Below are 26,931 nucleotides of genomic sequence, written 5' to 3' on the forward strand. Positions count from 1 at the left end.
GCTATAGAACGGCACAAGCAGCGTTGATTTAAAGACTGCATTTACATAACTTAACCGCATTATTTATGAACAAGCTTTTAAAAACGCTTGCCTGGCTGGCAGGCATCGCGATATCTATTTACATAGCCGTTTGCTTCTACTTTTATTTTGAGCAGGATAAGATGATCTTTCATGAAGCTAAACTTCCGCAGAATTATAAATTCAGCTATGCCTATCCTTTTGAGGAGTACGCCATAAAAAACGGCGAGGATACTTTAAGCGGCGTGTTATTTAAAACGGATACCACTGCTGCAAAAGGATTGATATTTTTTTTGCATGGCAACGCGGGTAATGCGGCCGACTGGGGCGATATAACACCCGAACATACTGCCGAAGGGTATGATATGTTTGTGTTGGATTATCCGGGGTTTGGCAAAAGTACCGGGCACATTAATAGCGAAGCAGAATTGCTAACCGCCGTACAAACAGCTTATGATACTTTGAAAATCAAATACCAAGGCAAGCGCATCATTATCATGGGTTTCTCCATAGGTACCGGCCCGTCGGCATGGTTAGCTGCTCATAATAAGCCAAATAAGTTGATATTACTTGCTCCGTATTACAGTTTTACCGATCTGGCTAAACACTTGTACCCTTACCTGCCGGCATTTATCTCTAAATATCAGCTAAATACCTACAGTTATATTAAAAGGGTTAAGGCACCGGTAATCATTTTTCATGGCAATGCTGATGAAACTATATACTATCAATCCTCATTCAAATTGAAAAAGCATTTTAAAAAGGCGGATCAGCTTATCATCCTCAACGGACAAAAACATAACGGCATTGATAAAAACCCGGAGTATATAAAGCGACTGCCTGCCTTACTAAACTAAGCGGTTAATAAACGCCCGAATATTCTTTCTGCTTAACACTTACTGAACCGGTGCCTTTACCCCGCCCTACGTTGATGATGATATGATACAGATCGTCATCAAACATAAAGATGTTATTATTGGCATCCATACCGGTAAAGCTCTGCTTAAAGTTTGATTGCTTGGCCTGCGCAATCATGTTCAGTAAAAATTTACGGTTGTTGGTAGCATAGTAAACGTTGCGCAGCAGCGCGCCATTGTCAAGCTTTTGGCCATCGCCTATAATAACGGTCTCGCGTTTGGTGGTATCAGCAAGGCCCTTGTAGTTTTCCACCTGCTTGCCATTTATCTTTTGGATATAATCACGTTTAAACTTACGCGATAGCACCAGATAATCATGCGCTTCGCCGTTGCTTAGCTGGGCAAGGTTGGTCAGGTCATTAAGGGTTAAGCTTTGCGCCTGCACGTATCCGCAGGTAAAAAGCAACATGATAAGGAGCGCTCTCTTCATTTCAACATTAAACTCCCTCAAATATAAGCATTTGTTACTTATTTGTTACGCAGTGTAATCAGCGCCTTACCGGCTGTTGCTTTTTATACCAGGCCATTGCTAACGTGATCATCTGGTTATAGGTAAGCAAGCCCTGGGGCTGGTTGTTAACCTTTAAAAATTTATCATAAAAAATGCTGCTCACCGCTTCGAGCCTGCCCGAATAGTATTCCCAATATTTACGTTCGGCCTTTAAATCGGCCATTACACTTTTACTGATGCGTTTTTTAAACAGCTTAAAGGCCGTTGTATCCGCGTCGCGCAGGGCGTACATAAATTCGGTCATACCGCTGTAGTATGCGGAATAGCGTAGTAATTTGTCCTTTGATTTTATACCCGCTAAAAACCCCGCGAAGTTGGCTTCGTCCTCGGGTGCGAAGCCCACCTGGTGCGATAGTTCATGACAGGCCACAAACGGCCGCACAAACACCGGCATCTGGTAGTTAATTTGCGCCTCAGCGGTAAATGGATTGTAATAACCTGAAGTACCCAAATAATTAATTACAAAGGTAAGCATGGCCGGCTTTACACCCGGAATATAGGTTTTAAACTGTGCCGATGAATCGGACAGGTGTTTTACAGCATTTACTGCTGACGCATATATGCTGTCATTTGACTTCGCAAGATCGGCTGACGATAGTCTTTGGCGTGAATGGTTTGCACTATCAATAAGTTCGAGCGTTACCGCTTTTAAATCAACTACAGTATAGGCCGTATCGGTAAGGCCCAACCTAACGCTGGCAGGGGGGCGAAAATAATTTAATCCCCAAAAAAGGTAGAAAACAATTATGCCGATCTCTATGCCTGCAACCAACCGTAACGTAGTTAAAAGCGCACCTTTAAAGCGCCTTTGAAACAACTGTTTAATTATGCGGAATACAATATAAGCCAGTAACAGGGATGTCGCAATGTACACCAAATCGCCAAGGCTGAACGGCAACCAATTGAATAAGCCATGCAAAACCAAACATACTCCACGATACAAACCTTGCGAATAGTACTGCTCTACCGCTTGCGGGTGGTCGGCAAATACCATCAACAGGTAAATAACCAGGGCTGATGTTAGAACAGTGGCAAAAGGTTTAATCAGGGGATTATTGGCTTTAAGCATTGCCGTAAATATACATAACCCTAACAATGCTGCAACAAAAAAGCCCCTGCAATTGCAGAGGCTTCTTCACATTTTATGCCAAGCTTATTTTACTGATACCGGAACGGTTAATTCGTCCCAGCTTAAAGTAAAGCCTTTAGGATTTATAGCGTAAACCAGGCGTTCTTTCTTAGCGTCAGCCTTTACCGGCTTTACCGTTACACGCAAAGCATCATCAGCCTGTTGGTATTTGTAGGCGCCCCATTGTTTAGGTACCTTGTTAAATATGATAGTCCAGTCGCCTTCTGTTGGAATGGTGAATAAGCTGTAGGTACCTGCGGGCAGGGTTTTACCTTCAACTTTAATGGCTTTATCCGTTGTAAAAACGGTGGCCTCATTAGCACCAGCACGCCAAACCTGGCCGTAAGGTACAAGCGAACCCCATATTTTACGATCTTTCACTGACGGGCTGCCGTAGTTGATAGAAATGTTGGCCTTACCGGCTTTACCGCTAACACTATCGCGCGGGCTGGCTACCGGTTTTGCATCCTGTGCTTTGGTAGTAATTGAAAAGAACATGGCGATAAGCACAACTGCAAATGCCTTTAATTTTAATGCTTTGTTCATGGTGGTATTTCAAATTAGTTACTGCAAAGGTAATTAACGGTTTGATTTAGCAAATTGTATCTAAAAAAATAAAACAACCTTTGCTGACGGTAAGAAAGTCATCGCCCGTCGCGCACTTCTTCCCAGTAAACCGTATTCAGCAACAACCCGTTTTTTGAGGCCACCTGTGCCTTAATTTTTTCCAGTTCTGTTTTAATTTGTTCGGGTGGCAGGGCACTGCTTAAGGAGTAGTGATATATACAATAGCCAGTGGTGCTGTTTATAAACTTATAATGTTTATCGGCTTTCATCTTACCTGGATTTTACAACTAATAACGGGCAGATAGTAGAATAGTTTGTTAGCGTTTACGCTGCGGGTGAAACGTATCGGCAGTAAGCGCCAAATCATTCGCAGTAATTTGTTCGGGTTTTTCAAACTGTTGCATAATCAGCTCGGTTGATAGCGTCAGGATACCGCCGGTGGTTTTTACGTCCACATAATCACTTTTAACAATATGCCCTTTGTAATCGCCTATTTGTTTGTTTATAACTGAAAGCCTCATCAATAATTCTACAATGGCGTAGGCCGGAACGGACGGTGTGGACATGATGCAAATGTAACATCAATGTTAAAGCAGTATTAATTAACATTTTGTTAACCCTCAACAACCAACTTAACATTAAAATAATGCTGGCGAAGACCAGCAGCGCTATTTAACCCTCATTTATAAATATTTCAAAAAAGAATAATCACTTTCTTGAATACACATTAGGAAATATCTGCGTTATGAGTATATTTACAAACACATGACAAAAAAAACTGACTTCATTTATTCCGAATATTCGGAGCCGCATCGTATACGGACGAAGAAGATATTGAAAGAGCATCCTGAGGTGCGTCACCTTATTGGCAGGAACTCGAATACCATATTTGCCATATTGGGCCTGGTAGCGTTTCAAGTGGTAATGGCATGGCTTGTCCGCGATCAGGCATGGTGGGTTATTGTTGGCGCAGCTTATTTATTAGGAGCATTTGCCGATCACTCGCTGTTTGTAATGATACACGAGTGCGCGCACCATTTAATATTCAAAAATAAAAAGCTTAACCGTTGGGCTGGTATGCTGGCTAACATGCCGCAAATATTCCCGAGCTCGGTATCATTTGAGCGTTATCATATCAAGCACCACTCTTTTCAGGGTATACATGAGCTTGATGCCGATTTGCCAAACCGTTGGGAAGCTAAACTCATCAACAACTCATTTTTAGGCAAAGCTATCTGGTTGCTTTTCTTTCCGCTGTTCCAGGTATTCCGTATATCAAGGTTGAAGGAAATTCAGAATTTCGACTCGTGGATAGTGGCCAACGTAGCCGTGCAGGTTGTATTTACAGCAGCTATATGGTACTTTTTTGGTGGCGCAGCAGTTGGTTATTTGTTCCTGAGCTTTATGTTCTCGGTAGGCTTACACCCGCTTGGTGCCCGCTGGATACAGGAGCATTACCTTACCCATAACGAGGAGCAGGAGACTTACAGCTACTACGGCCGTTTAAATACGGTATCATTCAATGTAGGTTTTCATAACGAGCATCATGATTTCCCATCAATACCATGGAATCGCCTGCCAAAAATTAAACAGACGGCTCCTGTATATTATGATACATTGATATCACATAAATCATGGACGGTTCTTTTCTTTCGCTTTTTATTTGATAGGGAAATATCACTGTTCAGCCGTATCGTGCGTAAGGACAGAGGCAAAGTGCCACTGAAAGACCAGGCCCGCCCAGATGCGGAAATTCAAATAGAAAAGCCTACTGTAATGGCTTAATACAAAGATCCCCCTCTTGGTTCAAGAGGGGATTTTTTGTTTCCACAAACTTGCATCGAATGTTTATTAATTGCATATTTGCTAATAAAATTAGCAAATATGATTGCAGTGAGCGTACAGGACAGGATAACCATATTTAGCCGTTACATTGGCCAGTTAGTAGTGATTAACAGGCTACTTAGCAATGAGCGCGATACAATTGGCAGTTTACAGGGTGTACGCAGCAATTCCCTGCTAATCGAGATAAAGGGTGTTAACCGCTGGGTACCGCTGTCTGACGATATTTTGCTTAATGATATCCGGTTGTTGCTCAAGCCGCTTAAAAAGCTCACGCCAAAAATTATTGATACCGCTAATAACTTACCGGTTCAGGCCTTTATCACGCCCTATTACCAACAACTGGGGTTTGACATGCCGGTGTTTGTTGCACCCGGCAGTAACCATAACTGCAAATATGTATATGAACTCGGCCTGGCTGACTATCGTACTATAGGCGAGATCGAAGAAAGTAACTATCAGCATCAAAAAATGCCTAAAACCAATCAAGTACCTAACAAAGTTCACGTTTAGTTAAAAATATGGTAATTAAAACCTACCTTGCCTGCCGAAATAGAAATGAGCAGGCAAAAAAAATTATTCTCGCTGATAGTTATTGTTATGATAACTTTTACCTGTGCTTATGCCTGGCACCGGTACCTTGCGGGTAAGTTTGAAATATCCGGCCGCTTGCAAAGCAAGGAGGCCAAAGAGATCTCGGGCATAGCAGCATCAGCCGTTAACCAGGATGTTTTTTATATGCACAATGACAGTGGCGATACCAGCCGCATTTTCGCTATCAACAACAAAGGCGAGTTACTTTCCACTATTTTTTACAACTGGGGGAACGGCGGAATACCGCAGCACGATTGTGAAGACATAAGCACCGGCCCCGGTCCGGTAAAAGGGGCTTCATACATTTATGTTGCCGACATTGGCGACAACTCCGCATCCCGAACGTTTGTGAATATCTATCGTATTAAGGACAGGCCTTCACTTGTCGCCAAAAAAACAGTTACTACAAAAGCAACCGCCGTTCATCTTGTCTATCCCGATGGACCCAAGGATGCCGAGGCTTTTATGGTTGATCCGGTTGATCGCCTGATGTATATTATATCCAAGCGCTATGACAGCGTAACGGTTTACACGGCTCCGTTAGCATTTAAAGCTAATGATACGCTTAAGCTCACTAAACGCTGCCGCCTGTTTTTTCAAGGGTTGAAACCTTTAAAATGGATTACCGCTGCCGATGTATCAAAAGATGGTCAGCACGTGCTGGTTAAAAACTACCAGAAGGTTTTTTACTGGCAACGCGAAACCGGCGAGGCTTTGTGGCAAACCCTTCAACGTAAACCACGTGAACTCCCCTACCAACAGGAAAAGCTTGGCGAGGCCATTGGCTTTACCGCCGGCGGCAAGGGATACCTCACCACCAGTGAGGGCGTTTATGCGCCTATCTATTACTACAAAACTCCCGGTTATTTTTAATCGCCTTCCCTATCCTGCTCATTAGGATTGAGTATGTAATCAAAAGTTTCGTAACCGTTATGAAAAACAAACTTTAAGCGCTCTTTGGGCACATCTATATCAAGTGTAAGAGCAGCTATAGTATTGGGTATGTTATCTTTTATCAATTTTAAATCGGTTACGTTGGGCATGTGTATCTGTATGGCGTCCTCTGTTTCCTCTATTGTCCACCCCTGCAGGTTTGCCCTTTGTAGTATCTGCATCCACTTTTGCTTGTAAGCGCCCATTGTTATATAGTTTTGGTAAATAAAGCAAAAACAGCCAGCTAAAGTTTGAGTGTAACTTAATTTTAGTGCTGATATGTAATAACCTCTGTCAGTATAATTTAATATTTACAACTAATACACATTGTGGTATCCAATTTGTTCGTAATGCGTTGCCTATATATAAGGCATAAATAATACCTTTGCGCGCATTAATGGATTCAGTAAATACATCATCTCCGCAACAAAATCCCGGTTCAAAGCTAAAGAAACGTGTTGCCGATTTTTTTGTTGACCTGTACCGTATAGGTGGCTTCACCATGCGCTTTTTCAAAGAGGCTTTTGTGGCCCCCTTTGAGTTTCAGGAACTGATACGCCAGTGTTACCAGGTGGGCGTGCGCTCTTTACCACTTATATCATTAACCGGTTTTATTATAGGTATTATCTTCACCAAGCAATCAAGGCCATCATTATTGGAATTTGGCGCTACCTCGTGGTTGCCGTCGCTGGTATCTATCGCTATTTTGAAAGCGCTTGCCCCTATGGTTACAGCAATTATTGCCTCAGGCAAAGTAGGGTCGGGCATTGGTGCCGAGCTTGGCTCTATGCGGGTTACCGAGCAGATTGACGCTATGGAAGTTTCGGGCACTAACCCCTTTAAATACCTGGTTGTTACGCGGGTGTTGGCTACTACGGTTACAATACCAATTCTGGCAACCTATACAGCACTTATAGCGTTATTGGGCGCTTACCTTAATATAAGTGCTAACGAAGGTATTAGCTACAGCGCCTTTATGGGCGAGGTATTTGAGCCGATTGATTTTATAGACATCAACCAGTCGTTAGTAAAGGCAATTGTATTTGGTTTTACTATTGGTTTAGTAGGTTGCTATCAGGGCTACCACTCCAACAAAGGCACCGAGGGTGTAGGTAAAGCGGCAAATAACGCGGTGGTTATTGCCATGTTTTTAATATTTATTGAGGAGATACTGATCGTTCAGATAACCGGCTGGTTCAGGTAATATGGAAAAGGCAAAAGCACATATCGACTATAACAACCCGGTTATCAGCATCAGGGGCCTCCAAAAATCATTTGGTGATTACCATGTACTGCGCGGTATTGATCTGGATATTTTTCAGGGCGAAAACCTTGTAGTACTTGGCCGCTCGGGTACCGGTAAATCGGTGTTGATCAAACTGATTTCGGGTTTATTAAGGCCGGATGAGGGCAGCATTGACGTGCTGGGTAACGATGTACTTACTTTAACCGACAAGGAATTACAGCAGCTGCGCATCCGTATAGGTTTCTCTTTTCAAAACAGCGCTCTGTACGATAGCATGACGGTGCGTAAAAACCTTGAATTTCCGCTGGTGCGTAACCGTAAGGGTATTACCCGTAAAGAAATTGACAAGGCTGTTGAAGAAGTGCTGGATGGCGTTGGCCTGGTGCAGGCTATTAACCAAATGCCATCAGAACTATCAGGCGGACAGCGCAAGCGTATTGGCATAGCACGCACACTGATACTCAACCCTGAAATAATGATGTATGATGAGCCTACGGCCGGTTTGGACCCCATCACGTGTATCGAGATCAACGACCTTATTAATGAGGTGCAGCAACGTTATCATACTTCGTCTATCATCATTACACACGATTTAACCTGTGCTAAAACCACGGGCGACCGTATAGCCATGTTGCTCGACGGTCAGTTTCAGCGGGTTGGCTCATTCGATCAGATTTTTGAAACGGATGATGCCCGGGTGAAACCTTTTTATGATTATAACTTTGTTCAATAAAAACATACCATAACAATGGATGCTTCGGAAAGAAAAAATGCAGTAGTAGTAGGGATATTCATAGCCCTTGGTGTAATTATATTTGTGGTTGGAGTACTTACCTTAGGTAGCTCTTCAAAAACATTTGTAAAAAGCATACACATACGCTCAACATTTGGTGATGTAGCTGGCCTGAAAAAAGGCGGTAACGTTTGGTTTTCAGGCGTTAAAATAGGCACAATTAAGGAAATCGCGTTCAGCAATAACTCGCAGGTTGATGTTGTTATGTCTATAGACGCGGCTGTGCAGCCTTACATACACCGTAACACACAGGCTAAAATCGGTTCGGATGGTTTGATCGGCAACAAGATTATTGTACTTGATGGCGGTAGCCCGCAAGCGCCGGTTATTGAGGACGGCGACAGGATACAATCAGAAAAAATGCTGTCGACTGACGAGATGATGAGCACTTTGCAGGAAAACAACCGCAACCTGCTATCAATCACTAAAGACTTTAAACAACTCAGCAGCCAGATATTGCAGGGTAAGGGTACAGTAGGCGCATTACTGGCTGATAGCAGCATGGGCGTGCAATTACGCAACTCCATGAAGAACCTGCAGGCAACAACTGAAAGCGCTTCGCGTATGGCTGTGCAACTGGATAACTTTAGCCAAAAAATGAATACCAAAGGTGGCCTTGCCGATAAATTGCTTACTGATACGGCAACCTTTGGGCAGATCCGTCAGTCAGTAGCGCAATTGCAGCAAACGGCAGCTAACGCCAGTATGCTTACTGATAATCTGAATAAGGCTTCATCAAAACTGAATACTACTGACAATGCATTAGGCATTTTACTTAATGATCGTAAAACCGCGTCGCAAATGCAGAATACATTGAACTACCTGGAGCAAAGTTCAATCAAATTGAATGATGATCTTGAAGCCGTGCAGCATAACTTTTTACTTAGAGGTTTTTTTAAGAAAAGGGAAAAAGCACGTGCCGATAGTTTGAAAGGAAAATAATAAAAGATATACAAAGCAAAGGGGGCGTTACTTTTGAAGTAACGCCCCCTTTGCTTTTAAAACTATTACTTAATTAGGCAATTCTCAGTTTTAATGTAGTATCGTAAACATGCTGTGATGTTTTAAGCATGATATCCATTTTATTAACCAGCTTATTAGCATAATCCAGGTTTTGTTCAAGGGCTTCAATTTCCTTGCTGATTACTTTTATAAAATATTCGCTATCGAATATCTTAAGCAGCCACTCATAATTGGTGTTTAAAAAGTGCAAAATCTTTAAGAAGAATGAACTGCTGTTGCTCATCAGCGATTCGCATTCATCAATTATGTCGGTAATCATCGGTTCAGAATTATCGCCCCTTTTGCGCAGCTCTACAAAGCTGATCAACCGGGCATAAGCTATACCTACCTTGCGTAGTATAGACTGCATCTCCTCATCAACAGAACGTATTGAATAACAATTGCGGTATTTATAGTAGTGGTTGAAAGTCCAGCTCGCCGTATAAATACATGCTTTATATCTGTTGAATACGAAGTTTGTTTTCATTGTTGTGGTATTTGGCATGTTATAGCCAAACATGTTGCCACAATTCCGTTTTGTGTAAAACTTATTCCTTATTATAGGCGCATTACTCCCATATGTTTTATCATAGTGTTTAAATAACACGTTTGTTACTCGGGAATTTTTTTCCACACTATTGTGAGTGACTACCTAAACACTTTATAAATTTTTTAAAAAGACAGTCTTTGTGTAGTTTTTTATACAAATTTTCATAAAACATGTTCAAACTTTCATTTTACGAAAAAAAGTATTTTCATTATAGCAGTTTTTATTAAGTAAAACTTCGTTTCAACGCAGCTGTTGTGTATTAAAAAAAACACATTATGCAAAATCACCTAAAACAAATAGTAAGCGTTGGTATAATTGCAGGCATGCGCAGCATGATGGCCCCGGCTGCGGCGGCAACCTTTTTACAGCGTAAACGTATAATGCCCGGCAACACAGTGCTCGATAAAATTTTCACATCATCAACCGGTTTAAAAGTGCTTAACACCTTGGCAGCCGGAGAGCTTGTCGGCGATAAATTACCAACCGCACCTAATCGCATTGCGGCTCCGGGCTTGATAGGCCGCATTGTTACCGGGGGGCTCGCTGCTGCATCAATCAGCAAGGCCAACAATAAAAATGTTGTTGCCGGCGTACTTATTGGCGCAGGCGTTGCAGCAGCATCTACGTATGCATTTTTTTATTTAAGGCGATATATAAGCCGTAACCCTAAGGTAAAGGATTACTTTACCGGCGCTGCCGAGGACGCTGTGGCTTTAGGGCTTTCAGCCTTGGTAGCCAAATAAGTTGTATATTCACTCGTCGCCGGTATATGGGCGATTAACTATGATTAAATTCGGTTTATATACCTTGTTCATGTTTTTAACATGCTCCGCTTTTGCACAAAAGCGGAGCATTGCACTTAAGCTAAAAAAAGACTCCACCTATTCATTTGTTGTAAAACAAACTACTACTACCAGTCAAACTATCAGGCAACGTTCGCTTGAAACCCGCATGACACTTTTGGTAAGAATGAGTTTTAAGATTGCGGACGTTCGGAAAGATCATTATAGAATATATGCAAAGTACGATTCCATAAACCTGCATATGGATATGCCAAACGGCAATTTGCAATACAGCTCTGAAAATTCCGACACTACTAATATATACTCACAAATACTTGCCGCATTTAAAAACAAAGCTTTCCTGGTCAGACTGTCAAGATCAGGACAAATAATATCAGCAGATGAAGCTGATCAATACTTATCAGTGATAGCTCAACTGACTAAAGCCAATGCAGCGCAACGCGAACAAGCCTTTACAGAATTGCAACAGTCAATAGGCAGCAACGCTGTTGTTAATTTACTGCAAAAGGTATTTAATGTTTACCCGGAAGTACCTGTGAACAGTAATGAAAAGTGGGTTATCGACACAAAAAGTGAAGGAGAGCCCGACCTTGCCACCCGTAATTATTACGTTATTAAAAATATTTTACCTAAAAACATTATCATTCAAGGCAACGGAACAATACGATCACTCTCTCCTACTGAACCTGCATTATTAAACGGCATGCCTGTTGAACGTAACCTTGCCGGGGACACTTACGTAAATATCTCGGCAGACAAAGTGAGTGGCTGGCCGTTAAAAGCTGAAGTTATGGAAAAGCTAAGCGGCTTCATGATAATTCAAGACAACTCAAAACTGCCCGGAGGACTTGCAATCCCCGTTAATATTAACAATATTGTTACAGTGGATATTCCTTAAAAGAATAATGAATTTGTCCATATTTAATCTGTTGTAAAAAATATTGATATTTGAGAAGCTATAACAGACCAATATCATTTGAATACACGTTTACAAACTTCTGCAGAAACATCATTGCACCCTAAGGTTTATGATGTACAGCATATTTATAACCGCTATGCAGGCATGCTGTTAGGTTACATATATGATGTAGTGAAGGATAAAGCACTGGCGGAGCAGTATCTTACTGATACTTTTATTGCCGTGGCTGCAGTTCCTGAATTATTTAACAATCCAAACGATAACGTATACTGCAAGCTGCAATTAATAGCGCGAAAAAAGCTTACAAACTACTTTGAATCGGTTGGAAATTGTGAGGTTAACGAAGTTGTTAAAACCCGGCCTAATTCTTTTTTAAATAAAATGAATGCAAGGCAACAAACTGTTTTTTGCGGCGTGCATTATCATGGTAAGAATATATCAACCATTGCTGCCGAAATGAATGAGGAAGAAGACGTAGTGAGAAGATTATTAAGAGAGGCGTTTGTAATAATTAGAACAAGGTAACAATGCAGGAGTATATTAACAGCGGCATACTTGAAACCTATGTAATGGGCTGCGCCTCAGAACAGGAAGCGCGTGAAGTGCTCAGCATGAAGGAGAAATATCCTGAGGTTAAAAATGCTTTAATTGAACTGGAAAACGATATGGAAAGGCTGGCTGCATCAATGGCAATTGAGCCTCCTCATAACTTATGGCCGCAAATTGCGCATGAAATAAACGAGATCGTTTTACGCGAGCATAATCAACCGCAAATATACCGCGAAGGCATCAATACCGGCAAGGAAGAAAATACCGGGGGTAAACCACAATATATTGATGTTGAATCGGAAGCGACCCATATGCGTATACATAAGGTATGGCGATGGGTATTTGCAGCGGTGTTTGTGTTAGGTAAGATATTTTTAGGCTTCGCCATTTATTACTACCTGGAGAACAGGCAGATGAATGAGCAAGTTAACGAGCTTAAAACAGAACTTAAACAAATAAAATCAACCAAATAAAAAAAGCGCCCTCCCGGGCGCTTTTTGCTTGATGTGATAAGGGTTTTAGGTAAGGTATCGTTTATTCAGCTGCCGGGGCCGCGTTTTCTTTCTGTATTTTTTTAAGCATCTCGTTGCCGATCAAAGCGTCGATCATTCCGCCTGAGCCACCGTCCTTGCCGCTCACCAGTATCTCCGGCACCAGTTTGATGTTGTTGCTGGCCAGCGCTTCGGCTACCCGTACTACAGCATACTGTTCGGTACCCATCGCTTCTGTTTTCTGCTTGGTAACTTCAGCTTCGGCTAAGCCTATGGCTTTGATCTTACCCGCTTCGGCAACGCCATTCACTTCTGTAGCGTTAGCATCGGCAGCGGCATTTACTGTTTTTACTTCGGCGTCCGCTTTAGCATTGATGGTTTTAACCTCGGCATCGGCCTTGGCGTTAATGGTTTTTGATTCGGCCTCACCTTTGGCAGCGGCTACTTTTGATGCTGCCATTTGGGTATTGATCTCTACCTGCCGGGTTGACTTAACTACCTCGGGCTGCATATCGGCACCGGCCTTGGCGCTTTCAAACTCTTTACGCTCAATTTGCGCATGGCGCTGAATCTCATAAGTCACCTTTTCCTGTTCGGCTATTTTACGGTCGGTCAGGGTTTTCATCAATGCGGCGGGCGGAACTATGTCGCCGATCAGGGTATCCACCCCTACCACGTTATAGCCTGCCAATACGGTACTGATATGCTCCTTAGCATCATTTTGCCGTTGGATACGGTTGGCCAGAAACCCGATAACATCACTGCGCTGTGCTGAATTGCGGAAGTAGTTGGCAATGGTTGGCTCCAGCACCTGCGATACCAGGTTTTTCATTTTACCAAAGCGGGCAATAACTTTCGGCGCCTCGTTACGCGGTACGTGGATGATCTGCGAAACATCGAGGTTAAACGTAAACCCATCAGACGAGCGGACAGTGATCGTGCAGAGGTTCTTATCCAGCTCATGCGCTTCGGTACGGCTATCGGCCCAGTTAAGTACAATGTTGGTAGTAGGCACAATTTCGACTGCATGGGTATATATGTTTACCGGGTGCTTGCCTGGGTCAAGCGGCTCTTCCCATACGCCTTTCTGGTTACGTTTTACGATGTTGCCGTGCTTAAAACTGTCGCCGCTGGTATCCTTACCTTCAGGGCCAACAAAGGAGTTTACCACGCCTACGTAGCCGATAGGTATATAAACCATATCCACCTGCTCCACACTTACAAACCATGGGTTAAGATAGTAGGTACCTGATAGAATAACATCCTCCTGCAAACCTTTGCGCCCGCCTGCGTTTATAAAGGCAATAGGATCCTGGTAGTTTTTATGACCATGTACAGATTCACCGGCTATCTCACCCTTGTCAAGCGGCTCGCCGTCCAGTGTGGTAATGATGCCCACTTTGTTATCATTGATATGAGTAATGGGTACCATTTGTATTTCAAACAAAAACGTATTGATACGGTAGCTACCCGGTGTTAAGAAAGCCGCTTGCGGGCCTTTTTGCCCGTTATTATCCAAAAAGGCAATAGCATCCTGAAACTTGTCGCAATTAACAGGTTTGCCCAGCACCCGCCCGGTATCTAACGAGGCACCGTCCTTAGCCTTTACCAGTCCGAGCTTATCCTGCTCAATAATGGTAAAAGGCGCCATAATCACCTCGTACTGCCACGGCCACAAACGCCAGTACAAACCCGGCGCAAGCGTTTTGGCCTGCATACCGGCTTCACCATGTGTAGCGATGATGCGCCCGTCGGGCATGCGCTTGCTACTGTTCAGCGTAAATTTTTTGATTACTAAACCAATACGGTCATCAGGTACGATAACCATCCCACAAAACACCCTGAGCACAAATTTGTACATAACAAGGCCTACTACGATGGGCATAACCCACCACAGGTTGATAAATAAATCAGACATTTTTTAAATGAATTTTAAAATGATAAGCCCATAAGGTTGGGGCCTTTTTGAAAAGCTTACAGCTTTATTTTCAAAACCTTAGCTGTATAGCTGTTTAGGATTTGAGTAGAATTACGGTCGCATTTGTATAAAAATTACTGACCAAATATTGCACAGTTTTAAACCTGCGTCAAGGGTTTTTAAATATTTAGTTAAGTTGTAATAAAGTGATATTTTTACAATTCACTTATTAATTATTCGCCTCTTGAAATGGCAAAAAATATCATTCTGTTAATAAATATCACGTTGCTTTTTTTGATTTCGGGATGCTCAGGTAACCTGAAACCCGAAAAACTGCGCGGAAAATGGAAGTACGTAAAAGTTTTTAATCCGGAAGCATTCCCGCCGGACAGTATCTCGACCATGGAATTGCAGGAACTCAAACCTTATATTGAGTTTACAGGTGATAATAAGTTGCAGATTATCTGGGGCGGTAAAGTATTGTCAAAAGGCACTTACCGCATTGAGGCGGATAATATCTATTTTAAGGAAGATCTCGGGAACGGCCAAACGAGGGAGTTCCCTTTTTACGTCTCCAGCCTCAGCGATAAGCAGATCGTTTTTGAAACCGTAGGAGCCGATGCATCAAAGGTAACAGCGGTGAAGGAGTAGTTATAGTCCATAGACGATGGTCGATAGTTGATAGTAAGCACTTACTATCAACGACAAGACTTATATCGTGTTAACTATGGACTATGAACAATGGACTATCGACAATTTAATGCCCAACAACCACGGCATCCCCGGTTACGCCGGTAAATTTACCACGGTTAAGGCGCAGGCTGGTGAATAGTATTACAAAAGCAATGAGCGCGGTGGCACACATTACGGCGGCTAAAGGCACTACGGAAAGACTGTCAAACAAACTTACGCTGGTAGATACCAACGCGCCGATGCCTAATTGCAAAGCACCAAATAGTGACGATGCCGTGCCTGCGTTTTTAGAGAACGGCGCAAGGGTTAATGCGGCAGCGTTAGGGTTTGTCATGCCGAGGCAGCACAGGAACAGAAAGATCATCACAATAGTTCCCCAAAAGCCGAGTACACCCAAAACAGACCCGATCAGGAACAACACTCCTATCAATGCCTGCGCCGGTAACGACACCTTTACAATTTGCTCGCTGCTAAAGTAACGCAAGAGCAGGCTGTTTACCTGGCTGGAGCCGATGAAACCGACTGACAGCCCGGCGAATATCCAGCCATAAACTTTGTCGCTCACGCCATATACTTCCATAAATACCAGCGGCGACCCAGCTACATAGGCAAATAAGCCCGAAAAGGCGAAGGAACCGGTAAGCGTATAGGTATAAAATTGCGGCACCTTTAATACATTATGAAAGCCGGTTATGATAGGTCTCGGTTTTAGCGATATAGTTGGGTCAGGCTTATAACTATCCGGCAAAACAAATATTACAGCCAACAATATTAATACGGCCATACCAGCCAGCACAATAAATACCCATTGCCAGCCTGGCCCGGCGGTTACATAACCGCCTATTGTTGGCGCTACCATGGGCGATGCTCCCACAACCAGCATTAATAAGGCAAATACTTTAGCATTCTCATTCACCGGGAACAGATCGCGCACCATAGCCATGGATGCTACTGCGGCTGCACAACTACCTATAGCCTGGATGATCCGCAGGATGATCAGCGCATTAAGCGAGGTTGCCATGGCACAGCCAATAGACGCGACGATGTAAAAACTTAAACCGAACAACAGTGGCTTACGCCGACCGAATTTATCTAACAGCGGCCCATATAATAACTGACCCGCGGCGAGGCCAATAAAAAAGCTCGAAAGCGATAACGCTACTCCCGCTACATCAGTATGCATGTATTTGGCGATGGCCGGAAATCCGGGCAAATACATATCAATAGAAAACGGCCCCAAAGCCGTGAGCGTACCTAATATTAATATGAGTGAGATGTAACGTTTCCTTGTCATGCTATTTGTCCTGTTTTTAACAGGCTGCAAAGATGCTTCAACGTTTTAAATAAATAATAAGCCCAGTGTAAAATCGGCTATTCATTATCGTAATAAGTCGCATCCTTTACTATTTTGCCATCCTTATTAAAGGTTAATACCGAACATATCGGCAAATGCCATTTCTCTCCGCCTGAAGGCATTCCGCTTGAGGTAAATTCCACCACCACTACACTATCACTGGCATGCATCGCGGTAACATCATCTTTAATATCCGGAAACATTTTTTGCATGGCCGCATATTTAGCGGCGGTTTCGGCGTGAGTCATCTTCACATAGCTTTGGCCCAGTGACGGGTCGAGGAAACGGGCGGTATCGGCATAATGGCCTGCCATGGTTTTCCAGTCGTGCCGGTTAAAGGCGGCAAACATGCTTTTAGCTGCCGAAATATTGGTTTCGTTGTTGTTGTCAGGCGCAACGCAGGCGCTCATGGCAACGGCCACTATAATTAAGGTTTTGAGTTTCATTATGTAATGGTTTAAGGTGGCTTAATTACACCGTTACTAATATAGCATTACATGCCCGTAATTTCTGCGTGGAAATTTGACAAGACAAGGGGGCGTATCGGACATTTTTATATACATTAGTAATAACAATCACCAATTATACCATGATACAGTTAACCGTATTGTATACCCGGCAATGCCGCCCTTTAAGCATGGCGGCTATATTAGATGTATTTGAAAGTGTTAATAGTGCGTTACTTCGCAGAGGCGATAACCCCGCTTTTGATATCCAGTTGGTTGGCCATGACGCTGAACAGGTGGTTAATAATAGATACCATACACGGGACGCAGGCAACGCCAAAGATACACGCCTGATATTGATACCCGCGTTCAATTCAGAATATACTGATATAAAGGAGGCCATCGGCGCTAATACCGGGCTCATACCCTGGGTAATGAAACAATACCAGCAAGGCGCTGAAGTTGCCAGTTTTTGTACCGGGGCATTTCTGCTGGCAGCCACAGGTTTGTTAAACGGCCGCAAAGCTACTACGCATGTTTTGGCGACGTACGATCTGGCCCGCAACTTTCCGCTGATTGATGTGCAGCCCGAAGAGGTGGTTACCCATGACGGCGGCATTTATACCAGTGGCGGCGCTACCAACACCTTTCACCTGTTGCTTTACCTGGTTGAAAAATATTGCAGCCGTGAGGTAGCTGTACAGATAGCCAAACTTTTCGCTATAGACATGGACAGGGACAGGCAGAGCTACTTTGCAACGTTTTTGCCTTCAAAAGATCATACCGACCCACTGGTGGCCAATGCCCAACAGCGTATGGAAGAAAAGTATAATAAATCAGCAACCATTGAGGAGATTATAGGTGATATACCATCCAGCCGTAGAAACTTTGTGCGGCGCTTTAAACAGGCAACCGGCATCACTCCTATCGAATATCTGCAACGCACCCGCCTGGAGGGCGCTAAAAAACTGCTTGAAAAAACCAACCAGAGTATTTCCGAGGTGATGTACAACTCCGGCTACAATGATGTAAAATCCTTCAGACAGTTGTTTAAAAAAGGAGTAGGGTTAACGCCCAAGGAGTATCGCGACAAGTTCAATGTAATAAGAGCTAACTAATTGTTAACCACTTTGGCTTACGATTTGCTTTATCAGGCTAACAAATAGTTTAACCTATGAAAAAGTTAGCAATATGTTTAAGCCTGGCGATGGCTACTATTATATCGGCGGGCGATGCCGCGCATGCGCAGCAGGACACGACCAAGAAGAAAAAAATGAGCTCACAAGGTAAAGGTGCCATTATTGGCGGTGCCGGTGGCGCCGTAGCAGGCGGCCTTATTGGCGGAGACGTAAAAGGCGCGTTGATAGGTGGAGCATTAGGTGCAGGTGGTGGTTACATCATCGGTAACGAAAAGCAAAAAAGTAAAGAGAAAAAAGCTCAAGCTAAAAGAGACAGCGCAGCCAAAAACAAATAAGCTTAGGCAAGCGTGAACAAACAGCCCCGTTATTTATTATGCCGGGGCTGTTTTGTATAAAATAGTAAGCCAAATAGTATCGCTTTTTAGTATATTTCCGTTCAGTGTATTAAATGACCAGATTTGTAGCCGTTTTTCTTGCCCTGCTTATACCGTGCTTCGCATTAGCGCAGCCGCGCATGTACAAGGATACGGCGGCAGTGATCAATACCGAAGGGCAGCGCGATCTGATTGATATAGCAAAAGACCTGTTCAACATCAAGCCTAAAAAAGTAGAGGCTGAGGAGGATAAAGACCTTTACTTTTCGTTTTTGCCGGCATCATCTACCGTTCCCGGCGGCGGCAAAGCCTTGTTTACTTCAACTACGGCAGGCTTTTACATGGGCGACCGCAGCACCACCTATTTATCCAACGTCACCTTTGCGCCATACTTCAACTTTAAGGGGCGATACGGCTTGCCTATACGCTCTAACATCTGGCTCAAAAATAACTCCTGGAATATTATGGGCGATACGCGCGTACTAAAGTACCCGCAGTATACCTGGGGAATTGGAGGTGGCAGGGATAACGATAATAAATTACTGCTCGATTACCGGTACTTCCGCTTTTACCAAAGCGCACTTAAACAAATAAAGCCTTACTTTTTTGCCGGTATAGGTTACAACCTGGATTATTACATCAACATCGAAACCAACAAAACCAACGCGCTCAAAACTTTTACGGGATATGAGTATGGTACGGAAGATAGCCAGAACTCCTTTTCGTCCGGACCGAGCATTAACCTGTTGTACGATACACGCAATAACTCCATAAATCCACTCCCCGGCTGTTACGCCAATTTCGTTTACCGCTTTAGCAGCCCGGTATTTGGCAGTAACAACCATTGGCAATCGTTATATTTTGATATGCGTAAGTATATTTCGCTTACGCCGCAATCACGTAAAAAAAATGTACTGGCATTGTGGGCATATTACTGGACTACTTTAACGCCAGGCACGCCTTACCTAAACCTGCCCAGCATAGGCTGGGACCCCTATAACCGCTCGGGCCGTGGTATTGAGCAAAACCGTTATCGTGGCGACGCGCTTTTTTATCTCGAAGGAGAATACCGCCGCGATTTGACGCGCAATGGCTTGATAGGCTATGTATTATTCGCCAACATTAATTCAGTTACCCAACAGGGCACGCGCAGCTTTCAATATTGGCACCCAGCGGCAGGCGGCGGGTTACGCGTTAAATTCAATAAAAATTCAGGCACTAATATTGGTGTTGATTATGGTTTTAGCAAGGGTTTTTCAACCATCATGCTTAACCTGGGCGAGGCCTTCTGATCAATCTGCACGTTTATGAGGAATCTCAATAGCGTCGCTCATTTGATTAACTATAACGCGAAACTCATTTTAACGGCGTATGCAACAAACAAAATCGCTTTAAATAAATTTTAGTATTTTTGCCCCAGTAAAAATTTAACCGACAGACGTAGCCGCTACCTTTAATTTTTTAGATATCACGTTTTTGTATCTCTCGGAAAATCAGCAGTAAGTATATAATTTGAAACGTATTTTAGTATTAGATGATAATGAGGATATTCTGGACATTGTTCAGGAAACATTATCTTACGAACAGTTTGAGGTAAAGAGCACTGCTGAAGGTGAACACGTGTTACCGCTTATCAATGATTTTAAACCAGACCTGGTAATTTTGGATTACAGGGTGTCGGGCATGAACGGTGGCGAGATCTGCCGGCAAATTAAAAATCATCCGGACTATGGAGATATCCCTGTAATCATTTTTTCGGCCTACATTAATAACAGCGGCGAACTAAATGCTTATGGCTGTGATGCCATCATTAATAAACCTTTTGATTTGGGTGAATTGGTTGAAAAAGTAAATAACCTGATTTAATACCCTTATTGTTAAAATCACAATATCCGAGCTGCTTCTCATACTACCATTGAGAATATCCTAATAAATAATATCTTTTATTACAATAAGTAAAATTAAAATCCACAACTACAATAATTATATTAACCAAGTGTTAATATAATTAATACAATTATAATTGTATATTTGATTTATCTGCAATTATACAAGTATCACCCACTAAATTGTATGTTATGGAAAAGCAAGTTACCGGGGAGTTAAATGAAAATCAGTCCTCAAAAAAAGTATTATCATGCCCGCACTGCCATAATAAGCTATCAGGTGAAAGGGTACACCGAGGTTTTTTCGTTAGAAATTTTTTATTTTGGCTGCCTATAAAACGCTACATGTGCTACAGATGTAGCCGCAAACTCTACCTGTGGGTTAACTAATATTATACACTATTAACTATTTAATATTACAATTAAATAGTTGTTAATTTTTGATGAATAATTTATGATTTATCCAATGTGATTTAGAAATTTGCAATCCTAAATCTATACATAATTGGATAATACAGTCGTAAAAAAAGAGTACCGCTGTAGTAAATGCGGTACAATTTATCATTTTCAACAACATCGAAATTTTTTTGAAAGGTTATTGTCAATGGTAAAACCTTTTAGAAAATATTTTTGTGCACGTTGCCAGCGTTCCTACTACGTTCTAAAAAAAGACAAATAGCCCCTCTCTTCCCCTCGCATGCCTTTTCCACAATTGGTGATAACTGTTATGGTATAAATTTTGCTACGATAATAAAAACACACTTATACCGAGCGTGAGATAGGCAGGGATAAAAATATGAGACGAGTACTTGCTGTTGACGACAACAGAGATATATTAGAAGTTATTGAGCTGATACTTGAAGATAACGGTTTTGAAGTTGAAACGCTAACCACAGGGCATGGCCTTTTTGAAAAAATAAAGGAAACTAATCCTGATATTATACTACTTGACATTATGTTAGGCGATTTGGACGGACGCGAACTATGTGAGCAAGTAAAAATGCGCCCTGAAACCAGTACTATTCCGGTTATTTTAATTTCTGCAAGCCATAACATGGCAGATAGCGTAGCGCAAAAGCAAAAAGGTGCACCTAATGCCTTTATAGCAAAACCGTTTGATATAAATGACCTGATTGATACCGTAGCATCTCATACCGCGGCCTAACCTATTACCCCCTCCTTTATTTTTTTCCACACTAACAACATACCGGTTATAGCTTCGTTTAAAAAAGTGTTTTCCACACTTGTTAATTACTAAGGTGGATTGCATCTTTGCCATTTAGCTAATTTAGCGCAACGTAAGTACGTACCGTATGATAAAACTTAAATATATTGTGCTGCCTACAGCAGCATTTTTAGTATCACAAGCTCAGGCACAACAAAATCCGTCGTTCCATATATATAAAACATATCACACCGCACTTGATTTGTTGGACAAAGGGAAGTATGTTGCGGCAGCCGAACAATTTAAGCTTGTTGAAGCCTCGAAGATCCGCACCAGTAATCAACCAGGCTTTGAGTCAGAAATTTCGTTAATAAAAGAAAACTCACACTACTACGAAGCGCTTTGCGCCCTTGAATCGGGCAGCGATGATGCCAAAAGCATGTTTCAGCGTTTTATAAAAGAACACCCTGAAAACCCGTTCGCTAAACTCGCTTTTTTCCAGGTTGGTAAATCGTATTTCAAGCAAGGTAAATATAAAGAAGCCCTTGAATGGTTTGACAAGGTTGAAGCCGGCGAACTAAGCGGAAGGGATAACACGGAGTATAAATTCAGAAAAGGTTACGCTTATTTTGCGCTGGGCGATTATTCGAATGCCCAAAAGCTTTTCAGCGATGTAAAGAACAAACGCTCGCCTTATACCGAAGATGCTACCTACTACTTTGCGTACATAGCATACCTGAATAAAGACTATCATTTGGCGCTGGCTAACTTTGAGAAGCTAAAAAACTCAAAAAAATACGAAGCCAGCTACCCATACTACATAACGGCTGTTTATTTCTTAGACAAGCGTTACGACGATGTTTTGAGCTATGCCATCCCGATTGTAAATAACACCAGGCAGCAAAACGAAACGGAAATGCTTCGCATTATCGCCGCTTCATATTTTGCTAAGGCCAACTATCCGCAGGCGGTTAGTTACTATAACCGTTTCCAGGATCGCGATCAGGGCAAAACTCAAAATACACAGGATAGCTACCAGATAGGTTACGCCCATTATAAAACCGGCAACCTGAACAAGGCCGCCATAGAGCTTAAAAAACTGGTTGGCCAAAATGACGTTTACAGCCAAAGCGGTAATTATACATTAGGCGATATCTTTATCAAGCAAAACAATAAGCAGGGTGCACGTACAGCCTATCAAACGGCATCTAAGCTCGATTTTGATAAGCAAATACAGGAAGACGCGTTGTTTAACTACGCAAAATTATCCTACGAACTTGATTTTAACGCTGCTGCGCTTGAGGCTACCCGAACTTATTTAAAGAATTATCCACGCTCGGCACGTACCGAGGAGGTAAAAATATTACTGGGTGAGGCCTTGCTTAACGCGCGCAACTATCGCGAAGCCGTTGAAATTTTAGAGCCGATACCTAACAAATCGGTAAGCGCGCGTACTGCATACCAAAAGGTAACTTACTACAGAGGCTTGGAATTTTACAACGAGCGCGCTTTCGAAAACGCTATTGGTATTTTTCTGCGCTCGCTAAGTACACCAGTTGACCCGCAGATTGAAGCGCTAACCACCTATTGGATGGCCGAGGCTATGTATGAGGTGCGTAAATACGGCGAATCGGTTGAAAATTTCGAGAAGTTTTTGGCCATGCCCGAGGCTAAGCAAACCAACCTGAGCAACTACGCTAACTATGCCCTTGCCTATGCCGCGTTTTACGACAATCAGTATGGAAAAGCAGCTAAGTATTTTGAACGCTTTTTACAAGGCACCGAAAAAGACCCGAACACCGTTAACGATGCAATTACTCGTATTGGCGATAGCTACTTTGTACTGAAGAGCTATGGCAAAGCACTGGAATATTATAACCGCATTATAGCACAAAAAACTAAAGGCGAGGATTACGCGCTGTTTCAGCGTGGTGTGATACAGGGCTTACAGGGTAACTATGATACCAAGATATCAACCCTGAATGATGTATTGCAGCAGTTCCCTAATTCAGATTACGCGGATGATGCTTCTTTTGAAATTGCATATACCTACTTCCTGAAAAATGACGGGCCTCGTGCCAAAACAGATTTGCAGGCCATGATACAAAAGTATCCGCGCAGCAGTTATGTGCCACGAGCCATAACAACTATTGGCTTGATAGATTACAATAGCAATCAGGATGACGCGGCGGTTGAATCGTTTAAAAAAGTAGTATCTGATTACCCATCAAGCGATGAGGCTAAGCAAGCCTTAAAGCAGGTGGAGAAGATCTACACGGATAAAGGCGACGCTCAAACGTTTATTAACTACGCCGGCACCACGTCTATCGGTAACTATACCACTGCTGAGCAGGAAAGTATTATGATAACCGCTGCCAACAATCTTTACTTAAAAGGCGACTGGCAGGGAACTGTTAATGCGGTTAACGCTTACCTGGATAAATTCCCGGCCAAACAAATCTACGACAAGCAAGCCCGTTACCTGCGTGCACAAGGTTTAGCTAATTTAGGCCGTACGCAGGAAGCTGTGGTTGATTACAACTACATACTGAACGACTGGACCAGCGCTTACACCGAGAAATCATTGATCAGCATGGCTAAGCTGTACATGGCGCAGAAAAAATATAACGATGCCGTTGTATTCCTGAAACGCCTGGAGACCAACTCGGAATATAAAGCTGACTACACCTACGCGGTTAATACGCTATTATACTGCTACGATCAGATGCAGATGTCTGACGATGTATTGAAATACGTTGCCATTGTTCGCGCTAACGAGAAAACCGGCCAGGAAGATAAATTCCGTACAGGCTTATACGCTGGTAAGGCTTACCTGGAAATGGGCAACACCGAAGCGGCGCTTAAAGAGTTTAACTATACGCTAAGCAACACCAAAACGGTTGCAGCTGCCGAGGCTAAGTATAACATCGCTTTAATTGAATACAATCAGGGTAAGTACAAAGCGTCGCAAAAAACATGTTTTGAGATAGCCAAGGATTTCCAGAACTACGAATATTGGTCGGCCAAAACATTTATTCTGTTAGCTGACAACTACATCAAACTAAAGGATAACTACCAGGCTACCGCTACCCTGCAAAGTATAATTGATAACTATACCGCGAAGGATGACATATTACCTGAAGCAAAACAAAAACTGGCTAAACTTAAAGGTATCAAGATAACACCTGAAACAACAAATACTGACAGTACCGGTACAACCGGAACTGCCGTGCAGGACACCACCCAGCAATAACAGGAACCATCAACGAGAACCAACGAGCAACAGACAAATGAAATTAAGATACACCTATATATTGTTTACCGCGTTAACTGCCTGTTATTATTTACCGGCAAGCGCGCAGGTTAAAAACAACACCAAAAAAGGTCAGAAAAGTACACCGGCATCGCAAAACAACGCCAAGAAGCTGGGCGATGCGGCATCAAAAACTACCCAGGATACAACTAAGAAAGCGAACCCAAATGAAGCAGGTGCCATATCTGAAGAGATTGTAGTAACCACTTCATACAAACCAGTGTTGGCTGATGCGGTTAAAATTCGCCGCAACCCCGACCTGGAAGATAAAACGCCGTTTAAGGCCCCGCTAAGTTACAGCGCGATTGATAAACGCCTTACTAAAGACAACGAAATTCAGCAGCTTGAGGCCATGAAACGCCCGCCTGAGCGCGACTCCATCCCGACCAATAATTTTGTAAAAGGTGGTTTAGGCAGTATGAAAACTACTTTTGGCGAAGGCTATTTCTCCAACGGTGCTGATGAGGCTTTGCAGGTGGGCGGTTACATTAAACATTTTTCGCAGGGTGCATCAATATTCCCGAAACAAAACGAGAGCCGTAACGAATTGGGCATTTTTGGCAAGAGCATTACCGATGAGCATACCTTACGCGGTACCATAACCTATAAACGCCGTGGCGTTAATTTTTACGGTTATAACCGTGATATTGAGCCACAACTGCAGTTTGAACCTCAAAAGCAAACCTTTAACACCATTGCTGCCGAAGGCGAACTGGCCAAAAACTACCGCGATGTAGAGAACGATTTTACTTATGCCGTAAAAGTTAACGGTTACTCGTTCAATAACTCCTTTAATGCTAAGGAGAGCAACCTGGTTTTATCGGGCTTTTTAAACCAAACGGTTAAACAGTTTTACGCAGGATTAGCTGCATCGCTTGATCTGGGTACGCAAAAAGATAGCCTGTACTCCTACAATAATAGCATCATCCGCTTAAACCCGTACATCAAGTTTCAGGGCGAAAAGTATAAAATTGACGCAGGTGTAAATATTACTAAGGAGTTTGGTTTGAGCAGCCGCTTCTCTATCTTCCCGGCTGCTAAGCTGGAGTTCCAGGTGATACCAAAATACGTGCGTTTGTTCGCCGAAGCCAAGGGCGATATCAACAAAGCTTCAATCCGTGACTTTGCAGAAACCACCCCATTCATCGCCGAAAACATCACCCTTAAAAACTCTGCCGACCGTTTAGCGTTGAGCGCCGGTTTAAAGGGTACACTTGCACCGGGCTTAGGCTTTAAAGCTACCTTCTTCCGTAACCGGGTTAAGGATATGCCGCTGTTCATCGCCAATTTTAATACCAACAGCACTAACAACAAATTCGGCGTTATTTATGATGACGGTACCGCAACTGTTAGCGGCTTTACCGGCGAACTGGATTTTAAAGCGACGGATGACCTGAATATTTTTGGCCGTGCCGAATTTAAGGATTACAAAATGGACACCGAGGAGCAGGCATGGAACATGCCTAAGTTTAAACTTACCGCCGGTACCATCATCCGCATAAGCGATAAAGTGAACATCAACGGCTCACTATTAATACGCGGTAACGCTTACGACAGGATATTTGATCCGCTGAGCACAACATTTACGGAGCCACGCGCGGTTGAAGTAAAATCGTATGTTGACCTGAATGGCGGGGCTGAATATAAAGCCACCAAACAACTGTCTATTTTTGTACAGGTAAACAACATCTTGAATAATACTAACCCAACCTTTTTATATTACAATAATTACGGGTTTAATATTTTTGGCGGCGTTGGTTACGCGTTTTAGTTTTTTTG

The 26,931-nt window shown here is 42.8% G+C and carries 29 protein-coding genes; 19 read left to right on the plus strand and 10 right to left on the minus strand.

The genetic code is table 11. The annotated features are described in order from the left end of the window. Nucleotides 1-65 precede the first annotated feature (65 nt). Nucleotides 66-875 carry an alpha/beta hydrolase gene (locus LT679_RS14020; RefSeq protein WP_232178234.1) on the plus strand — a complete coding sequence of 270 codons (810 nt, stop codon included), beginning with the start codon at nt 66-68 and terminating at the stop codon, nt 873-875. 4 nt (nt 876-879) lie between these two features. Here LT679_RS14020 and LT679_RS14025 read toward each other — a convergent pair whose 3' ends face one another. The 5 genes from LT679_RS14025 to LT679_RS14045 all read right to left on the minus strand — a co-directional run bounded on the left by LT679_RS14025 (nt 880) and on the right by LT679_RS14045 (nt 3,708). Beyond that, nucleotides 880-1,365, minus strand: coding sequence for a hypothetical protein (locus LT679_RS14025; RefSeq protein WP_232178235.1), 486 nt, complete (start codon nt 1,363-1,365; stop codon nt 880-882). A 58-nt stretch (nt 1,366-1,423) separates the two neighbouring features. After that, entirely contained in the window at nt 1,424-2,515 is a 1,092-nt protein-coding gene (locus LT679_RS14030; RefSeq protein ID WP_232178236.1) for a DUF3810 domain-containing protein, read from the minus strand. An 84-nt stretch (nt 2,516-2,599) separates the two neighbouring features. Then, nucleotides 2,600-3,121 carry a DUF2911 domain-containing protein gene (locus LT679_RS14035; RefSeq protein ID WP_232178237.1) on the minus strand — a complete coding sequence of 174 codons (522 nt, stop codon included), beginning with the start codon at nt 3,119-3,121 and terminating at the stop codon, nt 2,600-2,602. A 98-nt stretch (nt 3,122-3,219) separates the two neighbouring features. After that, a complete protein-coding gene (locus LT679_RS14040; RefSeq protein WP_232178238.1) occupies nt 3,220-3,411 on the minus strand; it encodes a hypothetical protein in 192 nt (63 codons plus the stop codon). A 48-nt stretch (nt 3,412-3,459) separates the two neighbouring features. Next, entirely contained in the window at nt 3,460-3,708 is a 249-nt protein-coding gene (locus LT679_RS14045; protein ID WP_232178239.1) for a hypothetical protein, read from the minus strand. 199 nt (nt 3,709-3,907) lie between these two features. On the opposite strand from LT679_RS14045, the gene LT679_RS14050 reads away from it, so the two are divergent. The 3 genes from LT679_RS14050 to LT679_RS14060 all read left to right on the plus strand — a co-directional run bounded on the left by LT679_RS14050 (nt 3,908) and on the right by LT679_RS14060 (nt 6,451). Beyond that, a complete protein-coding gene (locus tag LT679_RS14050) occupies nt 3,908-4,927 on the plus strand; it encodes a fatty acid desaturase (RefSeq protein ID WP_232178240.1) in 1,020 nt (339 codons plus the stop codon). Between the two features lie 99 nt (nt 4,928-5,026). Then, nucleotides 5,027-5,497, plus strand: a complete 471-nt coding sequence (locus LT679_RS14055; protein ID WP_232178241.1) for a hypothetical protein — start codon at nt 5,027-5,029, stop codon at nt 5,495-5,497. Nucleotides 5,498-5,542: 45 nt separating this feature from the next. Next, entirely contained in the window at nt 5,543-6,451 is a 909-nt protein-coding gene (locus LT679_RS14060) for a hypothetical protein (RefSeq protein WP_232178242.1), read from the plus strand. Here the strand turns inward: LT679_RS14060 and LT679_RS14065 are convergent. Further along, a complete protein-coding gene (locus tag LT679_RS14065) occupies nt 6,448-6,717 on the minus strand; it encodes a hypothetical protein (protein ID WP_232178243.1) in 270 nt (89 codons plus the stop codon). The genes LT679_RS14060 and LT679_RS14065 overlap by 4 nt on opposite strands. Before the next feature lie 191 nt (nt 6,718-6,908). Between LT679_RS14065 and LT679_RS14070 the strand changes: the two genes are divergently transcribed. From LT679_RS14070 to LT679_RS14080, 3 genes are read left to right on the plus strand one after another with little or no spacing between them, the layout of a single operon-like run. After that, nucleotides 6,909-7,715 carry an MlaE family ABC transporter permease gene (locus LT679_RS14070; protein ID WP_232178244.1) on the plus strand — a complete coding sequence of 269 codons (807 nt, stop codon included), beginning with the start codon at nt 6,909-6,911 and terminating at the stop codon, nt 7,713-7,715. A gap of 1 nt (nt 7,716) precedes the next feature. Further along, nucleotides 7,717-8,490, plus strand: a complete 774-nt coding sequence (locus LT679_RS14075) for an ABC transporter ATP-binding protein (protein WP_232178245.1) — start codon at nt 7,717-7,719, stop codon at nt 8,488-8,490. A gap of 15 nt (nt 8,491-8,505) precedes the next feature. Beyond that, on the plus strand, nt 8,506-9,492 hold the full coding sequence (locus LT679_RS14080; RefSeq protein WP_232178246.1) for an MlaD family protein: 987 nt from the start codon (nt 8,506-8,508) through the stop codon (nt 9,490-9,492). A 73-nt stretch (nt 9,493-9,565) separates the two neighbouring features. Here the strand turns inward: LT679_RS14080 and LT679_RS14085 are convergent, their stop codons facing one another. After that, nucleotides 9,566-10,039 carry a hypothetical protein gene (locus LT679_RS14085; RefSeq protein ID WP_232178247.1) on the minus strand — a complete coding sequence of 158 codons (474 nt, stop codon included), beginning with the start codon at nt 10,037-10,039 and terminating at the stop codon, nt 9,566-9,568. A 338-nt stretch (nt 10,040-10,377) separates the two neighbouring features. Between LT679_RS14085 and LT679_RS14090 the strand changes: the two genes are divergently transcribed. From LT679_RS14090 to LT679_RS14105, 4 genes are all read left to right on the plus strand, one after another. Then, nucleotides 10,378-10,845 (plus strand): DUF4126 family protein, encoded by a 468-nt coding sequence (locus LT679_RS14090; protein WP_232178248.1) that lies wholly within the window; start codon nt 10,378-10,380, stop codon nt 10,843-10,845. Between the two features lie 70 nt (nt 10,846-10,915). Further along, nucleotides 10,916-11,803, plus strand: a complete 888-nt coding sequence (locus LT679_RS14095; RefSeq protein WP_232178249.1) for a DUF6263 family protein — start codon at nt 10,916-10,918, stop codon at nt 11,801-11,803. A 78-nt stretch (nt 11,804-11,881) separates the two neighbouring features. Beyond that, on the plus strand, nt 11,882-12,349 hold the full coding sequence (locus LT679_RS14100; RefSeq protein WP_232178250.1) for a sigma-70 RNA polymerase sigma factor region 4 domain-containing protein: 468 nt from the start codon (nt 11,882-11,884) through the stop codon (nt 12,347-12,349). Nucleotides 12,350-12,351: 2 nt separating this feature from the next. Continuing rightward, nucleotides 12,352-12,846: a hypothetical protein gene (locus LT679_RS14105; protein WP_232178251.1), complete on the plus strand. Its 495-nt coding sequence runs from the start codon at nt 12,352-12,354 to the stop codon at nt 12,844-12,846. A 61-nt stretch (nt 12,847-12,907) separates the two neighbouring features. Here LT679_RS14105 and LT679_RS14110 read toward each other — a convergent pair whose 3' ends face one another. Further along, nucleotides 12,908-14,782, minus strand: coding sequence for an SPFH domain-containing protein (locus LT679_RS14110; RefSeq protein ID WP_232178252.1), 1,875 nt, complete (start codon nt 14,780-14,782; stop codon nt 12,908-12,910). Nucleotides 14,783-15,031: 249 nt separating this feature from the next. On the opposite strand from LT679_RS14110, the gene LT679_RS14115 reads away from it, so the two are divergent. Next, on the plus strand, nt 15,032-15,433 hold the full coding sequence (locus tag LT679_RS14115) for a hypothetical protein (protein WP_232178253.1): 402 nt from the start codon (nt 15,032-15,034) through the stop codon (nt 15,431-15,433). A 106-nt stretch (nt 15,434-15,539) separates the two neighbouring features. Here the strand turns inward: LT679_RS14115 and LT679_RS14120 are convergent, their stop codons facing one another. After that, entirely contained in the window at nt 15,540-16,769 is a 1,230-nt protein-coding gene (locus LT679_RS14120) for a multidrug effflux MFS transporter (RefSeq protein ID WP_232178254.1), read from the minus strand. A gap of 77 nt (nt 16,770-16,846) precedes the next feature. Beyond that, nucleotides 16,847-17,275: a nuclear transport factor 2 family protein gene (locus tag LT679_RS14125; RefSeq protein WP_232178255.1), complete on the minus strand. Its 429-nt coding sequence runs from the start codon at nt 17,273-17,275 to the stop codon at nt 16,847-16,849. Between the two features lie 143 nt (nt 17,276-17,418). On the opposite strand from LT679_RS14125, the gene LT679_RS14130 reads away from it, so the two are divergent. The 7 genes from LT679_RS14130 (at nt 17,419) to LT679_RS14160 (ending at nt 26,923) form a co-directional block, all read left to right on the plus strand. Further along, complete coding sequence (locus tag LT679_RS14130) at nt 17,419-18,393, plus strand: GlxA family transcriptional regulator (protein WP_232178256.1); 975 nt, start codon at nt 17,419-17,421, stop codon at nt 18,391-18,393. Between the two features lie 56 nt (nt 18,394-18,449). Beyond that, entirely contained in the window at nt 18,450-18,749 is a 300-nt protein-coding gene (locus LT679_RS14135; protein WP_228950259.1) for a YMGG-like glycine zipper-containing protein, read from the plus strand. A 113-nt stretch (nt 18,750-18,862) separates the two neighbouring features. Continuing rightward, the gene (locus LT679_RS14140; protein ID WP_232178257.1) at nt 18,863-20,080 is read left to right on the plus strand and encodes a BamA/TamA family outer membrane protein; all 1,218 of its coding nucleotides are present in this window, start codon (nt 18,863-18,865) and stop codon (nt 20,078-20,080) included. 220 nt (nt 20,081-20,300) lie between these two features. Continuing rightward, nucleotides 20,301-20,654, plus strand: a complete 354-nt coding sequence (locus tag LT679_RS14145) for a response regulator (RefSeq protein WP_232178258.1) — start codon at nt 20,301-20,303, stop codon at nt 20,652-20,654. Between the two features lie 816 nt (nt 20,655-21,470). After that, on the plus strand, nt 21,471-21,839 hold the full coding sequence (locus LT679_RS14150) for a response regulator (RefSeq protein ID WP_232178259.1): 369 nt from the start codon (nt 21,471-21,473) through the stop codon (nt 21,837-21,839). Nucleotides 21,840-21,987: 148 nt separating this feature from the next. Beyond that, the gene (locus LT679_RS14155; RefSeq protein ID WP_232178260.1) at nt 21,988-25,092 is read left to right on the plus strand and encodes a tetratricopeptide repeat protein; all 3,105 of its coding nucleotides are present in this window, start codon (nt 21,988-21,990) and stop codon (nt 25,090-25,092) included. A 37-nt stretch (nt 25,093-25,129) separates the two neighbouring features. Next, nucleotides 25,130-26,923 (plus strand): porin family protein, encoded by a 1,794-nt coding sequence (locus tag LT679_RS14160; protein ID WP_232178261.1) that lies wholly within the window; start codon nt 25,130-25,132, stop codon nt 26,921-26,923. Nucleotides 26,924-26,931 lie beyond the last annotated feature (8 nt).

This window comes from Mucilaginibacter roseus (assembly GCF_021215455.1).
GTDB lineage: Bacteria > Bacteroidota > Bacteroidia > Sphingobacteriales > Sphingobacteriaceae > Mucilaginibacter > Mucilaginibacter roseus.